Origin of the sequence: Virgibacillus subterraneus, assembly GCF_900110695.1 — a bacterium.
In the GTDB taxonomy this organism is placed as follows: domain Bacteria; phylum Bacillota; class Bacilli; order Bacillales; family Amphibacillaceae; genus Lentibacillus; species Lentibacillus subterraneus.
The window spans coordinates 23,922-38,832 of record NZ_FOEH01000001.1 but is presented as its reverse complement, the minus strand read 5'-3'; the positions used below and the strand labels follow the sequence as shown (position 1 = coordinate 38,832).

At 37.7% G+C, this 14,911-nt stretch carries 15 protein-coding genes, 2 tRNA genes and 1 other annotated feature; of the genes, 10 read left to right on the top strand and 7 right to left on the bottom strand.

Annotation, left to right across the window (positions count from 1 at the left end; translation table 11 throughout):
• Positions 1–40: 40 nt before the first annotated feature.
• The 9 genes from guaB (at position 41) to proC (ending at position 10,035) form a co-directional block, all read left to right on the top strand.
• Entirely contained in the window at positions 41–1,513 is a 1,473-nt protein-coding gene (gene guaB / locus BMY13_RS00280; protein ID WP_092501609.1) for an IMP dehydrogenase, read from the top strand.
• A gap of 236 nt (positions 1,514–1,749) precedes the next feature.
• The gene (locus BMY13_RS00275; RefSeq protein WP_092501607.1) at positions 1,750–3,087 is read left to right on the top strand and encodes a D-alanyl-D-alanine carboxypeptidase family protein; all 1,338 of its coding nucleotides are present in this window, start codon (positions 1,750–1,752) and stop codon (positions 3,085–3,087) included.
• A gap of 58 nt (positions 3,088–3,145) precedes the next feature.
• On the top strand, positions 3,146–4,030 hold the full coding sequence (gene pdxS / locus BMY13_RS00270) for a pyridoxal 5'-phosphate synthase lyase subunit PdxS (RefSeq protein WP_092490994.1): 885 nt from the start codon (positions 3,146–3,148) through the stop codon (positions 4,028–4,030).
• Positions 4,031–4,045: 15 nt separating this feature from the next.
• Positions 4,046–4,636: a pyridoxal 5'-phosphate synthase glutaminase subunit PdxT gene (gene pdxT / locus BMY13_RS00265; protein WP_092490993.1), complete on the top strand. Its 591-nt coding sequence runs from the start codon at positions 4,046–4,048 to the stop codon at positions 4,634–4,636.
• Between the two features lie 31 nt (positions 4,637–4,667).
• Positions 4,668–4,887: a binding site (T-box leader), on the top strand.
• 527 nt (positions 4,888–5,414) lie between these two features.
• Positions 5,415–6,689, top strand: coding sequence for a serine--tRNA ligase (gene serS / locus BMY13_RS00260; protein ID WP_092501604.1), 1,275 nt, complete (start codon positions 5,415–5,417; stop codon positions 6,687–6,689).
• 191 nt (positions 6,690–6,880) lie between these two features.
• Positions 6,881–7,222: a P-II family nitrogen regulator gene (locus BMY13_RS00255; RefSeq protein WP_092501602.1), complete on the top strand. Its 342-nt coding sequence runs from the start codon at positions 6,881–6,883 to the stop codon at positions 7,220–7,222.
• 18 nt (positions 7,223–7,240) lie between these two features.
• Entirely contained in the window at positions 7,241–8,608 is a 1,368-nt protein-coding gene (locus BMY13_RS00250; RefSeq protein ID WP_092501600.1) for an ammonium transporter, read from the top strand.
• 332 nt (positions 8,609–8,940) lie between these two features.
• Positions 8,941–9,033, top strand: a tRNA-Ser gene (locus BMY13_RS00245).
• Positions 9,034–9,219: 186 nt separating this feature from the next.
• Positions 9,220–10,035, top strand: coding sequence for a pyrroline-5-carboxylate reductase (gene proC, locus BMY13_RS00240; protein ID WP_092490988.1), 816 nt, complete (start codon positions 9,220–9,222; stop codon positions 10,033–10,035).
• Between the two features lie 16 nt (positions 10,036–10,051).
• Here proC and BMY13_RS00235 read toward each other — a convergent pair whose 3' ends face one another.
• The 3 genes from BMY13_RS00235 to BMY13_RS00225 form a co-directional block, all read right to left on the bottom strand.
• A complete protein-coding gene (locus tag BMY13_RS00235) occupies positions 10,052–10,390 on the bottom strand; it encodes a hypothetical protein (protein WP_092501598.1) in 339 nt (112 codons plus the stop codon).
• Positions 10,391–10,551: 161 nt separating this feature from the next.
• Complete coding sequence (locus tag BMY13_RS00230; RefSeq protein ID WP_092490986.1) at positions 10,552–11,235, bottom strand: deoxynucleoside kinase; 684 nt, start codon at positions 11,233–11,235, stop codon at positions 10,552–10,554.
• Positions 11,236–11,249: 14 nt separating this feature from the next.
• Positions 11,250–11,897 (bottom strand): deoxynucleoside kinase, encoded by a 648-nt coding sequence (locus tag BMY13_RS00225; RefSeq protein WP_092490985.1) that lies wholly within the window; start codon positions 11,895–11,897, stop codon positions 11,250–11,252.
• A 429-nt stretch (positions 11,898–12,326) separates the two neighbouring features.
• Between BMY13_RS00225 and BMY13_RS00220 the strand changes: the two genes are divergently transcribed.
• Positions 12,327–12,399: transfer RNA gene (locus BMY13_RS00220), tRNA-Arg, on the top strand.
• A 55-nt stretch (positions 12,400–12,454) separates the two neighbouring features.
• Here the strand turns inward: BMY13_RS00220 and BMY13_RS00215 are convergent.
• The 4 genes from BMY13_RS00215 to BMY13_RS00200 are packed head-to-tail and all read right to left on the bottom strand — an operon-like array spanning position 12,455 to position 14,907.
• Positions 12,455–13,603: a site-specific integrase gene (locus BMY13_RS00215; RefSeq protein ID WP_092501595.1), complete on the bottom strand. Its 1,149-nt coding sequence runs from the start codon at positions 13,601–13,603 to the stop codon at positions 12,455–12,457.
• Positions 13,575–14,090, bottom strand: a complete 516-nt coding sequence (locus BMY13_RS00210) for an ImmA/IrrE family metallo-endopeptidase (protein ID WP_092501593.1) — start codon at positions 14,088–14,090, stop codon at positions 13,575–13,577. The genes BMY13_RS00215 and BMY13_RS00210 overlap by 29 nt, the downstream gene beginning before the upstream one ends.
• Positions 14,091–14,112: 22 nt before the next feature.
• Positions 14,113–14,535, bottom strand: coding sequence for a hypothetical protein (locus tag BMY13_RS00205; RefSeq protein ID WP_092501591.1), 423 nt, complete (start codon positions 14,533–14,535; stop codon positions 14,113–14,115).
• On the bottom strand, positions 14,536–14,907 hold the full coding sequence (locus tag BMY13_RS00200) for a helix-turn-helix domain-containing protein (RefSeq protein ID WP_139184776.1): 372 nt from the start codon (positions 14,905–14,907) through the stop codon (positions 14,536–14,538).
• Positions 14,908–14,911 lie beyond the last annotated feature (4 nt).

Below are 14,911 nucleotides of genomic sequence, written 5' to 3'. Positions count from 1 at the left end.
TATGAGGATGTTCAATAATTTGGATAGGAGGAGAAAATTTATGCGTGAAGACAAGTTTACCAAAGAAGGATTAACGTTTGATGATGTTTTATTATTGCCTGCTAAATCAGAGGTATTGCCAAAAGATGTGGATGTTAGTACAGCATTATCTAATAATTTGAAACTTAAGTCACCATTCATAAGTGCTGGTATGGATACCGTTACAGAATCTGGAATGGCTATTGCAATGGCACGTCAAGGTGGACTTGGTGTCATTCATAAGAACATGTCAATTGAAGACCAAGCAGAACAGGTGGACCGTGTAAAACGCTCCGAAAGTGGTGTTATAACCAACCCATTTTCTCTGACACCAGAGCATCAGGTATATGATGCTGAACATCTGATGGGTAAGTTTCGTATATCGGGCGTTCCAATCGTAAATAACATAGATGAACAGATTTTGGTAGGTATTTTAACAAATCGGGATTTACGGTTTATACAGGATTACTCAATCTCTATCAAAGAAGTTATGACAAGTGAAAACCTGGTAACCGCCCCTGTTGGGACAACATTGAACGAAGCAGAAAAGCTTCTTCAAAAACATAAAATTGAAAAGCTTCCTCTTGTCGACGAAACAGATATGCTTAAAGGGCTAATTACCATTAAAGATATTGAAAAAGTAATTGAATTTCCAAATTCAGCAAAAGATGAACAAGGCAGATTACTTGTAGGTGCGGCTGTTGGTGTTACAGGGGATTCATTAAAACGTATTGAAAAGCTTGTTGATGCTGGTGTTGATGTAATTGTTATCGACACAGCACATGGCCATTCAGCTGGTGTATTAGAGCAAGTTCGCCTTGTACGAGAAACATACCCTGATTTGGATATCATTGCTGGAAATGTTGCGACAGCGGATGCGACTGTTGAATTGATCGAAGCAGGTGCAACCATTGTTAAAGTTGGAATAGGACCGGGATCAATTTGCACAACAAGAGTAGTTGCTGGTGTAGGTGTACCACAAATAACAGCCGTACATGATTGTGCAACAGCAGCCGATAAATATGGTGTTTCCGTTATTGCTGATGGTGGAATTAAGTATTCTGGTGATATCGTAAAAGCACTGGCATCTGGTGCAAGTGCAGTTATGCTTGGCAGTTTGTTTGCCGGTGTACTAGAAAGTCCTGGTGAAACTGAAATCTTCCAAGGGAGACAATATAAAGTTTACCGCGGAATGGGATCAGTAAGTGCGATGAAAGCAGGCTCGAAGGATCGCTATTTCCAAGGTGCAGAAGAAGATGCTAAAAAACTTGTACCGGAAGGCATTGAAGGAAGAATTGCTTATAAAGGGCCCCTTGCCGATACAATTCATCAGTTAGCTGGTGGATTACGTGCAGGAATGGGATATTGTGGAACGGATTCGATTGATTCATTGCGCAATGATTCTCGTTTTATCCGTATTACCAATGCAGGCTTGAGAGAGAGTCATCCACATGATGTGCAAATCACAAAAGAAGCACCAAATTATTCGGTTTAATTAATTAAAATAGTAAGGATTTCCTATTAAAATTGAAATAGATAGGGACTTTTCTCTGTCTATTTTTTTGGCCTTATTTATGGTAAAATATCAAAGGTAAATCTAATTTTTTAGTAGTTAATACTTTCTTAGCTACATAAGTGCAACTAAGGCACTCGCCTTAAAGCTTGGCGAATGCCAAGTTTTCTAATAGAGTGTTAAATATATATCATTTTTGGGTGGAGGTAGAGAATAAAGTGAAACATAAATTAACAAAAGGTATGTCATTTTTACTTATTGCTATCGTAATGGTGACTACAATAATCGGACAACCACTTTCTGCAAAAGCAGCAGAAACGTTAGAATTACAAGCAGAGTCAGCTATTTTAGTTGATTCGGAGACTGGGAAGATATTGTTTTCGAAAAACCCTGACATCGCATTACCTCCAGCTAGTATGACTAAAATGATGACGGAGTATCTTGTCCATGATGCCATTGAGAATGGTGAAATTGAGTGGGGTACGACAACACAAATTAGTAATTATGCTTATAGTATATCAGCAGATTCATCCTTTTCGGGAATTGGTCTGACACAGGATAAACCCTATACGGTAGAAGAATTATATAATGCAATGGCCGTCTTTTCAGACAATGGAACAACAATTGCCTTGGCAGAGCTGATTGCAGGTTCTGAAGGTGACTTTGTCAAAATGATGAATGACAAAGCAAAAGAAATGGGACTTCCTGATTATAAATTCGTCAATTCAACGGGGCTTCCAAATTCTTCACTAGGGGAAAATGTACCTAAGGGAACAAGTCCGAGCGATACAAACTTGCTGTCAGCAAAATCAGCAGCAATACTTGCATATAATTTGGTAAATGATTATCCGGAATCATTAGATATTTCTAGTCAAATTGAGAGCGAGTTTGAAGGATACACAGTGGAAAACTTAAACTGGATGCTTCCCCATGAAGCAACTTACCTTCAGCAATTCCATTATGAAGGTGTGGATGGGCTAAAAACAGGTCATACTGATCTTGCTGGTTACTGCTTCACAGGTACAGCACAGGTTGATAACAATCGTTTAATTTCTGTTGTTATGAAAACAGAAAGTGAAGCAGCACGTTTTGAACAAACAGCAAAATTGTTGAACTATGGATTTAACAATTTTGATCAGAAAGAACTATTCGCTAAAGGATATCAATTGGAAGATAAATCAACACTCCCTGTTGCAAAAGGGAAAGAAGATACTGTCCAAATTGCAACAAACGATTCATTTGAGGTACCGGTTAAAGGCGATCAGGCAGAAAATTACAGTATTGAATACCATTTGGATAAAGATAAATTAAATAAAGATGGTGAGATAACCGCACCAATTAAAAAAGATGAAAAAATAGGTACTGCTGAACTTGTCTTCAATGGCGAAGTAAATTATGGCTATATTTCAGATGAGAGCAGTAAGAATACAGTTGATCTTGTAGCACAGGACGCTATTGAAAAAGATAATTGGTTTATGCTTACCCTCGGTGCAATTGGTGACTTTTTTACAGGCTTGTTTAGTACAATCGTCGATACCGTTAAAGGTTGGTTCTAAGACAAATAAGTAGTAAAATAGTCTTGGTAGAGAGTTTTGCAAAACAGGAGGAATTAATATGACAAATACAGGTACAGAACGTGTAAAACGTGGTATGGCAGAAATGCAAAAAGGTGGCGTCATCATGGATGTCGTAAACGCAGAACAAGCAAAAATTGCAGAACAAGCTGGAGCTGTAGCTGTAATGGCGCTTGAACGTGTACCATCAGATATCCGCGCAGCTGGTGGCGTAGCTCGTATGGCAAGTCCTGAAATTACAGAAGAAGTGATGAATGCCGTTTCTATCCCAGTTATGGCAAAAGGAAGAATTGGACATATCGTTGAAGCTCGTGTACTTGAGGCAATGGGCGTTGACTATATTGATGAGAGTGAAGTTTTAACACCAGCAGATGATGTATTTCATTTAAAAAAATCAGACTACACTGTACCATTTGTCTGTGGATGCCGTAATTTGGGTGAAGCTGCACGCCGAATTGGTGAAGGTGCTTCAATGTTACGTACAAAAGGTGAGCCTGGTACAGGGAATATTGTTGAAGCAGTCCGTCACATGCGTCAGGTACAGTCTGAAATCAGAATGCTAACGGCAATGTCTGAAGACGAAGTGATGACTTTCGCAAAAGAAATCGGTGCACCGTACAATATATTATTAGAGATTAAAGAAGAAGGTCGTTTACCAGTTGTAAACTTTGCAGCAGGTGGTATTGCAACACCGGCTGATGCAGCGTTAATGATGCAGTTAGGTGCAGATGGTGTATTTGTTGGTTCTGGAATTTTCAAATCAAACAATCCTGAGAAGTTCGCAAAAGCAATTGTTGAAGCAACAACACACTATACAGATTACAAGTTGATTGGTGAGCTTTCCAAAGGCTTAGGTAACGCAATGAAAGGTATTGAAATGGGTACATTGGAAGCGCACGATCGTATGCAAGATCGCAGTGAATAGAAAGAAGGAATACACATGAATACAATCGGTGTGCTGGCATTACAAGGTGCTGTTCGTGAACATATTCGTTCTATCGAGGCAACAGGTGCAAAAGCAGTTGAAATAAAACGTAAAGAACAGCTTGAAGCTATTGATGGCTTAATTCTTCCTGGAGGAGAAAGTACTACAATGCGCAGGCTAATTAACAGCTATGACTTTTTCGATGCTATTCAAGCATTTGGGAAACAAGGCAAGCCAGTATTCGGCACATGTGCAGGTCTTATTTTGATGGCAAATGAAATTGAAGGTCAGGGTGATAGCCACTTAGGGTTAATGAATATGAAGGTTGCACGCAATGCATTTGGCAGACAAGTAGCAAGCTTTGAAGCTGATTTAAAGGTTACACATGTAGGCGATGATTTTAATGCAGTATTTATCCGTGCACCATATATCCTAGAAGCAGGAACTGAAGTAGAAGTTCTTGCAACCTATCAGGAACGAGCTGTTGCGGCTAAACAGGGACATTATTTATGTACAGCATTTCATCCTGAATTAACGGATGATAATCGTTTTATTGAATATTTTGCCCAAATGGTGGAACAATCTAAAAAAACACTTGCATCTTAGTCTGAAGTTGGCTATGATATATCATAATATGTAATCAGTAATGAGAGGAATTAGTAACAGGAGCTCTTATTTCAGAGAGTCGGTGGCAGGTGAGAACCGATATGAGACGTCTTGTGAATCCATCCTCAAACTGGTTTACTGAATTTTTAAGTAGGTAAACCCGGTTAAAAACCGTTATTTTATTTGAGCCGGAAGAGATTTTATCTCTTCAACAAGGGTGGCATCGCGGGAATAATACTCTCGTCCCTATTATATTAGGGACGGGAGTTTTTTATTTAGGCTGTGTTCTAAAAAATTGCGAATCTTAGCAAGTACTTGATATAAACTGCGATGTAACATGGAAAAATAGCTGAGTTCTATGACACCGCTTCGGAAATACACTTCGCTTTCCACGGGCGGCTGGCGAGCCTCCTCGTGCTGCGCACTCCGGGGTCTGGCCGACGCCTTTCCTCCCGCAGGAGTCTTCGTGTATTTCCTACGCTGGGATTTGCTCATTTTATCCTACCTGAGAAGGCTGAGGCCGTGTCCATGACTAGTAAGACATTGTAAAAGCGCTAGCTTAAGCAGATGTCACATTGGTACCCGGAGCGATGAAAGCGAAGTATTCTGCCGCAACGAATCGAAGCACTCAGCCATCATTAAAAAAAGGGAAAGCAGCATGAAAAAGTTTTTACTGTGTCGTAGTTTATATCAATAGCAACAAACTGTTATAAAACAGCCTTTAGTTTTAAAAAAACAAGCTGGTATCAGACAATAACTATAACAAGGAGGATTTAACATGCTTGATATGAAATTTTTGCGTAATAATTTTCAGGAAGTGAAAGAAAAGTTGGCCCATCGTGGTGAAGATTTATCAGAACTGGATAAGTTTGGTGAACTGGATGAAAGACGCAGGAAGTTAATCGCTGAAACTGAAACGATGAAAGCCAAGCGTAATGAAGCGTCTAAACAGATTTCTGTCTTGAAAAAGGAGAAGAAGGATGCAGAACCTGCGATTAAAGAAATGCGTGAGGTTGGCGAGCAAATTTCTACGCTCGATAAAGAATTAAAAGATATAGAGGAAAAATTAAATTATATGATGTTATCTATTCCAAATATCCCACATGAGAGTGTTCCTATTGGTGAAGATGAAGAGGATAATGTAGAGGCACGGAAATGGGGAGAAAAGCCAACATTTGATTTTGAGGCAAAACCACATTGGGATGTAGCAACCGACCTTGATATTCTTGATTTTGAACGTGCTGCAAAGGTAACCGGAAGTCGCTTTGTATTTTATAAAGGGCTTGGTGCAAGGCTTGAGCGTGCATTGTTAAATTTCATGATGGATTTGCATGCTGATGAACATGGCTATGAGGAAATGCTGCCACCATATATGGTTAATCGAACAAGTATGACTGGAACAGGCCAGCTTCCAAAGTTTGAAGAAGATGCGTTTAAAATTGCTGATTGGGACTACTTTCTTGTGCCGACAGCTGAAGTTCCTGTAACAAACTATTATCGTGATGATATTTTAATGAATGATGATTTGCCTAAAAAATATGTAGCGTTTAGTGCATGTTTCCGTTCTGAGGCTGGATCTGCTGGAAGAGATACGCGTGGTTTAATTCGTCAGCATCAGTTCAATAAAGTTGAACTTGTTCATTTTGCAAAACCGGAAGATTCCTATGAGACATTAGAGACGTTAACGGGAAATGCGGAAAAAGTGCTTCAGTTGTTAGACCTGCCATACCGAGTTATGAGCATGTGTACAGGTGATTTAGGTTTTACCGCTGCTAAGAAATATGATATAGAAGTATGGATTCCAAGTCAGGACACATATCGGGAAATATCTTCTTGCTCTAATTTTGAAGACTTCCAGGCAAGACGTGCAGGAATTCGCTTCCGTCGTGAAGAGAAAGGAAAACCTGAATTTGTTCATACATTAAATGGATCAGGCCTGGCACTAGGTCGTACTGTAGCGGCCATCTTAGAAAATTGTCAACAGGAAGATGGCTCTGTTGCAGTGCCAGAAGTACTGCGTCCATATATGGGCGGAAAAGAAGTAATTAAATAAAAAAGATAAGTTACCGAGAGCTTGGACGTTTTTCCAAGTTCTTTTTTTATGCAATTTTTTGCAAACGTTTTCGTTTAAATTTTCAAAATAATTTTATAAATGCCCTTGATTTTTTAAATTTTATAACTTATGATAATTAACATAACTTTTAATGTTAATAAACTTAACATTAATGAATAGGAGGTTAACATATGAAAAAGATAGAAGCGATTATTCGCCCGGGAAAGTTTCAAACACTTCGTGATAGACTATCTTCTATTGGAATAGGAGGTTTAACTGTAACGGAGGCTGCTGGGACTGGAAAACAAAAAGGGCAAACTGGAGTTTTTCGCGGGACTACTTTCCAAGTACAGTTATTACCAAAAGTTAAGGTGGAAATAGTAGCTGATGAACATCAATTAGATGAAATAATTGATTTGATTATTGAAAGTTGCAGTACAGGGGACATTGGTGACGGCAAAATATTTATCTCGCCAATTGAACAAACGATTCGAATTCGAACAGGCGAACGTGGAGAAAATGCAGTTATCTAATATTTAGGAGGTAAATACATGTTCAAATTCAAAAAAAGTATACTTTTATTTATTATTTTTCTTTCGATATCTTCAACAGCTTATGCTGCGCCAACTTCGGAATCCCTGCAGTTATCCGTTAATCTTGTTTGGGTAATGGTAGCTGCGTTTTTGGTATTCTTTATGCATGCAGGATTTGCGATGGTTGAGACGGGGTTCACAAGAGCTAAAAATTCATTGAATATTTTAATGAAAAACTTTATTACAATCAGTGTTGCTGCAATTCTGTTTTATATTTTAGGGTACGCATTAATGTTTGGTACCACATTGGGGAAAATTATTGGGATTGACGGATTTCTATTAAATGGTGTAGAAGATATCAGTTTTTTCGTCTTCCAGGCAATGTTCGTTGCGACTTGTGCCACAATAATTTCTGGTGCAGTTGCTGAGCGAATGAAACTAAGCAGTTATGTATTTATTGTTGTCGCCATGACAGCGGTGATTTACCCGATAGTTGGGCACTGGATTTGGCAAGGAGATGGATGGCTAACGACTTTAGGATTTAGTGATTTTGCCGGCTCTACAGTAGTTCACTTAACAGGTGCTGTTGGGGCACTTACAGCTGTTTTATTTTTAGGACCCAGACTTGGAAAATATACAGGCAAGAAGGTTAATGTGATACCAGGACATAACGTTCCGATTGGAGCGCTTGGGATATTTATTCTATGGTTAGGATGGTTTGGGTTTAATGGAGGAAGTACATTGGCTGCGGACCCACAACTTGTACCAATGGTAATTGGTACAACTCTTTTATCAACATCAGCGGCATTAGTATCATCAGCTCTTTATACGAAGCTTCGTTTTAAAAGAGTAGATGCTTCCTTATCACTTAATGGCGTATTGGCTGGACTAGTAGGGATTACAGCTGGTTGTGCTGAAATATCTCTTGGGGGTTCCGTGTTAGTCGGTTTGATTTCAGGTATAGTTCTAGTTGAAGGAATCCGTTTACTAGATACCAAATTAAGGATTGACGATCCAGTTGGTGCAATTACTGTTCATGGAATTTGTGGTATTTGGGGAACGCTTGCAGTAGGATTATTCTCTACTTCAAATGGTCTCTTCTATGGTGGTGGCATCTCTCAATTAATGATCCAACTGATAGGAGTACTTGCTGTAGTAGCATGGACAATGGGAGCAATGGGAACATTCTTGTATATCGTTACACGCTTCTCTTCTATTCGAGTTTCTGAAGAAGAGGAAATTGCTGGCCTTGATTTTGCGGAACACGGTTCAAATGCTTATGAATTAAAAGAAGTTATTTTAACAGATGATTCTGAACCCATTACTGGTAAACTTGCCTTTGCTGATCGTTTAAACAATTTATCCAGCGCAGAAGAAAAAGGATAAATATGTTTTCAAGCTATCTTTGTTTTAGTATTATAAAGTTCTCCAGGAGCCATGTGTAAATCCAGGGATTTACCATGGCTATTTTTAGGCAGCTAAGAAAGTATAAATACTGTCTTACTGCAAAAGTGCAACTAAGGCACTCGCCATTAAGGCTTGGCGAATGCCAAGTTTTCTAAGCAGATAAAAGTATAGCTACTTTCTTACTGCAAAAGTGCAACTAAGGCAATTCGCCAAAAGGCACGCCGAATGCCAAGTTTTCTAATAACAGATTAAAAATTGTAAATTCCGTTTGACAACGTATTTCATGCATGATATATTATATTTTGTCGCATGGAGGTATACCCAAGTCTGGCTGAAGGGATTGGTCTTGAAAACCAACAGGCGGGTCAAACCGCGCGGGGGTTCGAATCCCTCTACCTCCTCCATTTAATTTAAAAAGCTAATAAATTTAGAGATAATAACATGAACCGTTACTAGTGTAGCGGTTTTATTTATGTGGTAATGTTTTAAATATAGTACATATTATTAATACAGTAATTATTATTAATATGATGATACGGAAATCATTTCAATGATAGAACGGTTTTTAACTAAATAGGAGGTAAGAAGAAATGCTGAAGAAAGTTTCTTTTATGGGCGCTGGATCAATGGCTGAATCAATTATTGCAGGTATTTTGAATAAAGACTTTTTAACGAAGGAACAAATTTTTGTAACGAATAGAAATAATCAGGAACGTTTGGATAAACTTCAAGAAAGCTATCAAATACAAGTGATTAAGGATAAACAAGAGGTAATCACCGACGCTGATATAGTTATGTTATCAATGAAGCCTCATGATATGGAAGCAGCTATTGAGTCAATTAAGGAACATATTCAGCCTAATCAATTAATTGTATCTGTTGTAGCTGGTGTTTCGTCGGACGATATTTCTAATTTATTTGGCAAAGAAGTACCGGTTATACGGGCAATGCCAAATACATCGGTAGCAATTGGAGCATCAGCAACTGCTGTCTCAAAAGGGAAACACGCGACCGAAGAACATATCAATGCAGTTATTGAATTATTTAATACAATTGGCACTGTAACCGTTGTGAATGAAGCGGATATGCATACAGTAACAGGTATTTCCGGAAGTGGCCCTGCATATATTTATTACTTTGTAGAAGCAATGGAAAAGGCAGCTGTCGATGCTGGCTTGGATAAAGAGGTTGCCAAAGATTTAATTACCCAAACTGTTGTTGGGGCTGGAGAAATGCTTAAACACTCCGGACAGACAGCCGGAGAATTAAGGGAAAATATAACAAGCCCAGGAGGAACCACTCAATCAGGTCTTGAAGCGTTAGCTTTTAATGACTTCCAGGAGGCTGTTATAGAATGTGTGAAAAGCGCACGTGAACGCTCAATTGAATTAGGGGATAAGATATAATTGAAAGGAACTTGGCTTATGCGCCAAGTTCCTTTTTTTCATCTGTTAATGCTTGTGTATGCAGTGTTGCAATCATTCCATAAAATGCATAGAAAAACTCATCAGGTGCAACTACTCGAATATGTCCAACTTCACTTGTATCAAACTCCATCGCTGCCTCTAGCAATCGATATGTTGAATAGGCATAAAAGCAGAAGTATTTATAATCAAATCTAGGCATCTTCTCATAAATAACTGCAATCTCTTCCCTGTATATGTCAAAGTTGTTTACAGCTTCATCGACAAACGTTTGCAGATCGGATAAATCTGCCTCAACAACTAAGTCTTTTTCATTTTCCATACGTATGTTAGCCATTTAATTCATCCCTTCTATTTAGTTCTCGTCCATCTTCTACTATATATAAATTACCTTATAAAATCGGTGATTCATATCACTGTTTAACAAAAAATAATCTTATTAAAACAAAATTAACCAAAGAAAAAGGCGCTCCATTTCTGGAACACCTTATTTTAAAATTATTTTATTAGTTCTCTCGTTTTCCATTTCCGTGATTGTTGGATAAAGTGACCAATCTTTTCTAAAATTGGTTCGATTGACCCTTCTTGTTCGATTAAGTCATAATCTGAAATGTTTATTCGTAATATTGGGCAAGAATTAAAGTTATTAATCCAGTTTTCATAGCGATTATACATTTCTTCCCAATAAGAAATTGGTGTATTTTTTTCCATCTCTCGACCTCGTGATTGAATTCGCTCCACGACTTCATCAAAAGTTCCTTCCAGATAAATCAAAAGGTCAGGGTGCGGGAAATATGGGGTCATAACCATTGCTTCAAAGAGATTTGTGTATGTTTCATAATCAGTCTTTGACATTGTTCCATTATCGTAATGCATTTTCGCAAAAATACCAGTATCTTCATAAATGGAACGATCTTGGATAAAGCCACCGCCATATTCAAATATTTTCTTTTGCTCCTTAAAACGTTCAGCTAAAAAGTATATTTGCAGATGGAAGCTCCAGCGTTCAAAATCATCATAAAACTTTCCTAAGTATGGGTTAGTCTCAACTTTTTCAAGTGAAGTTTTAAATTTTAAGGCATTCGCTAACGCCTTAGTCATTGTTGATTTTCCCACTCCTACTGTACCGGCAATTGTAATGATGCTATCATGCGGTATTTGGTATTTATCTCGTAAATTCATTGCTTTGATCCCCTTTATCGTTTGGAAGTAACTTTATGGTTATCTAGCTGGTTTTCCACCTGTCTAATAATCATATTTAAATCATCCTGCTGCTTTACAAAATCAGTCTCATCACCATTTATCCGAATGACGGGAATTTCCGGATGAAGCACTTCGAATTCGTTCATATAGTCCTCATAGTCCTGTGCTAGCTGCGCAAGGTATGAAGGTTTAATATTCTGCTCAATATCTCTCCCACGTAAGCGAATTCGTTTTAAAATTGTATCAAGACTTGCGTGTAAATAAATCATCATATTCGGAACAGGCATATCCTTCGTTAAAATGTGATAAATCTGTTCATATTTTTCAAATTTATCTGGTTGCAACGTTCGTTTGGCAAAAATCATGTTTTTGGATATATGATAATCGGCAATAACTGCCTTATTTTGATTTAAGTATTTTTTTTCGATATCTTCCAATTGCTTGAATCGATTGCATAGAAAAAACATTTCCGTCTGAAAGCTCCACTCATCAATATCGTCATAAAATTTACCGAGAAACGGATTTTCTTCAACAATTTCCTTTAATAAATGAAAATCAAAATGGACAGAAAGCTTTTTTGCAAGTGATGTCTTTCCAATTCCAATTGGCCCCTCTATTGCAATGAACGGAACCTCTGCCATAACTTTCCCTCCAATCAACATAACAATATTCGACATATATTTCTTATTTTAGCATAATAAAAAGCTCAATTCCATGTGTGAAAAGTATTCATGCTTTTCAATCTGTTCTCTGTATTGTATTATTGTTAGTGTTGGTTTTTAATTAGGCTTTTTTGACAAATTTTGTTGCTATTTAACCATCGCAGTTAATCTTTTGCACCACTCCGGTACCAATGCAACATCTGCTCAAGCTAGCACTTTCGCAGTCTTACTAGCCATGGGCTCACTCATCAGGGTTATGAGAACCCGAACTCTGTTTAAATAGTGAGAAACGGTCACTCATATCGAAGTTATGAGCCCCGGTTGAGTATTTTTCCATGTTACTTCGCAGTTTATATCTTTTGTGCCAGAAACAACAAACTTTTAGAAAACAGCTTTTAATTATTATTTGCCCCCGTAGCTCAGGGGATAGAGCATTGGTTTCCTAAACCATGTGTCGCAGGTTCGAATCCTGCCGGGGGCACTACTTTTGAGGATTTATTTTTGAAAATGGTCACGGATTGGTCACCTTTAGTCAACTAAAGCGAATTCTTGTTCTTGTCCTTTTCTTCTTTTTGAAATGCACTTTCTAATGATTCTGCCACAGCTTCCTGCATGTTTGGAAGCATATGAGAATATGTGTCGAGGGTCACTTGGATAGAAGAATGTCCTAACCGTTCCTGCACTATTTTTGGATGCGCCTTAAGCCCAAACAGCATAGATGCATGTGTATGCCTTAGATCATGAAAACGAATTTTATCTACTTCCGTTTGTTTAAGGCAACGGCGAAAAGCTCTGCCTAGGTTTGAAGGTAACAAATGTGTACCTAATGCAGTGGCAACAACTAAATTTTGATTATCGTAATCTTTGCCAACTTTTACTTTTTGTTCTTTCTGTTCGTTGAAGTATTTCCTTAATTCAAACACATCTGTGTCAGATATAGAAATAGATCGGTAACTGGCGTTGTTTTTTAAATCAGCAATAATATATTTTCTTTCATCCCTTTTTAGTGCACGGCGTACAAAAATGGTTTTATTACCCCAATCCACACAATCCCACTTCAACCCTAATATTTCACCCTGCCTCATTCCTGTAAACGCAGCAAGATACCAGGCGATGAAATGCGGTTCCCTTCTAGTTAGTTCCAAAAAACCTTTTAATGTATTCATGTTCCAGTGTTTCATTTCCTTTTTACGTACACTGGCAGGCTCTACAGCTTTAGCAACATTCTTTTGAACGTCACCAATCCGAGCTCCTTTTTCTAGCGCATTACTTAAAATACGGTGTATATGATGTATGGATCGTTCGGATAAATGCCCTTGTTCTAAAAGAGAATCATAAAATTGTTGAACTTGTCGTGCTTTTAAATCAAATACTCTTGTATTACCCAAAGCAGTCTTTATGTGATTCTCGATATAGGTCTTATAGTGCAAGTAAGTGCTGTGTGCTACTCTTTTTTGTTTATGCTTGAGCCATGCATCCAGATAGTCATTAAGTGTTTCTGTGGATGGCTCTACGTAACTCCCTCGATTCAATTCAGCAATCATATCATTCATAGCCGTTTGTGCCTTTTTCTTGCTCGTAAATCCGGATACACGTTTTTGTCTACGTTTTTTAGTAACGGGGTCTCGTCCAATATCAATTACGAACGAATATTTGCTACCGCGTTGAAGTATATGTCCTCTCATAGATTATCTTCCCTTCATACATATTTAGTCGATTTAGTGCGAATTCATATTCTACATTAAACAGATTCATAACTTGATAGACGTTAAGGTTATACAAATCTTGTAACATAAATGTTGGGATACAAAAATGATAAGCAAAGTGATTAGCCTGGTATTCTTGTAGATCTCGAAACAAATGATGCATCATTAATTGATTGCCTACATGGCCAAGATAATGACCAACTTCATGGCCAAATAATTGCCATTCTCTTTGTTTATTAGATTTTCGAATAACAAACACATTTCCAAAGCGTAGGCTAACACCGCCATATAGGACACTTAGATTTAGTTTACTGGCTATTGTTTCTATCTCTAATTCACCTGGCAACCAAATGTCTAAACGCTTGTATAAATCACGAACAAAGTCCTCTAAATATGTATACCTAATGATGACCACCCCTAAAATAGAATATATGTTCGTATTTAGTTTACAAAATAGGGTGTACATTTTAATGCACACCTTGTATTGATTACTGCTTTTCGAACGTTCTTCGTGACTCGATTACTTTTATGTCATCTTCCATATCTTCTAGTTTACTTACTTTATCCCCTTTAAGGTTTTCACCTGATTCACCGTATATCTCTTGTATCTCTTCGGATTGCATGTAAGGTAAAAATGCAGTATATATTTCGAATTCACCAGCTGGATATTCGGAAGCGTCTAGATCAACTGAAAAGGTACCGTCAGTTACCTTTGTAGTTCCTTCGTGAAGAATCTCACTTATTTCAAAATTGGTAACTTCATAATGTATAACAGAACCATCTTCCAAGGTAGTTTCGCCTTCAATGGTAAGTGTTTGATCATCAATATTGACATTATCCTCATATTCAACCGATTCACCGCCGCATGCAACTAAGATTAAGAGCGGCAAAAGGAATAATAATTTCTTCATTCAATCTCCCCTTTTATTTTTAAACTTAATATATTTTATCATTTCAATTGCTTCTTTTCTTTCTTCTTCCGACATGTTCTTCCAGTCATTGAACATTAGTTCTGTTTGCGGATCGTTGAGTATTTTTTCTATTTCAGCGTTTTCTTCTCTGCTTGGAATATCTGTTATTCCTAATATATAATCACTGTCCACTTTATGATAGTTTGCTATTTTACGTATTAGTTCAATGTCAGGCTCAACATGATTATTTTCATAGTGAGAATACCTAGCCCTCGATATCCCTAAAGCTTCGGACATCTTTTCTTGACTAAGGCCTTTTCTATCCCTTAATTCTTTTAATCTTTTCCCGAATACCTCATTTTTCTTTTCCATTGTC

Bases quoted from the DNA above. Each gene is read 5' to 3' on its own strand.
- BMY13_RS00250 (WP_092501600.1), top strand. From the start codon at position 7,241: ATGTTCAAATTCAAAAAAAGTATACTTTTATTTATTATTTTTCTTTCG.
- BMY13_RS00230 (WP_092490986.1), bottom strand. From the start codon at position 11,235: ATGAATTTACGAGATAAATACCAAATACCGCATGATAGCATCATTACA.
- serS (WP_092501604.1), top strand. From the start codon at position 5,415: ATGCTTGATATGAAATTTTTGCGTAATAATTTTCAGGAAGTGAAAGAA.
- BMY13_RS00205 (WP_092501591.1), bottom strand. From the start codon at position 14,535: ATGAAGAAATTATTATTCCTTTTGCCGCTCTTAATCTTAGTTGCATGC.
- BMY13_RS00215 (WP_092501595.1), bottom strand. From the start codon at position 13,603: ATGAGAGGACATATACTTCAACGCGGTAGCAAATATTCGTTCGTAATT.
- pdxS (WP_092490994.1), top strand. From the start codon at position 3,146: ATGACAAATACAGGTACAGAACGTGTAAAACGTGGTATGGCAGAAATG.
- BMY13_RS00200 (WP_139184776.1), bottom strand. From the start codon at position 14,907: ATGGAAAAGAAAAATGAGGTATTCGGGAAAAGATTAAAAGAATTAAGG.
- BMY13_RS00225 (WP_092490985.1), bottom strand. From the start codon at position 11,897: ATGGCAGAGGTTCCGTTCATTGCAATAGAGGGGCCAATTGGAATTGGA.
- proC (WP_092490988.1), top strand. From the start codon at position 9,220: ATGCTGAAGAAAGTTTCTTTTATGGGCGCTGGATCAATGGCTGAATCA.
- guaB (WP_092501609.1), top strand. From the start codon at position 41: ATGCGTGAAGACAAGTTTACCAAAGAAGGATTAACGTTTGATGATGTT.
- BMY13_RS00255 (WP_092501602.1), top strand. From the start codon at position 6,881: ATGAAAAAGATAGAAGCGATTATTCGCCCGGGAAAGTTTCAAACACTT.
- pdxT (WP_092490993.1), top strand. From the start codon at position 4,046: ATGAATACAATCGGTGTGCTGGCATTACAAGGTGCTGTTCGTGAACAT.
- BMY13_RS00210 (WP_092501593.1), bottom strand. From the start codon at position 14,090: ATGTACACCCTATTTTGTAAACTAAATACGAACATATATTCTATTTTA.
- BMY13_RS00235 (WP_092501598.1), bottom strand. From the start codon at position 10,390: ATGGCTAACATACGTATGGAAAATGAAAAAGACTTAGTTGTTGAGGCA.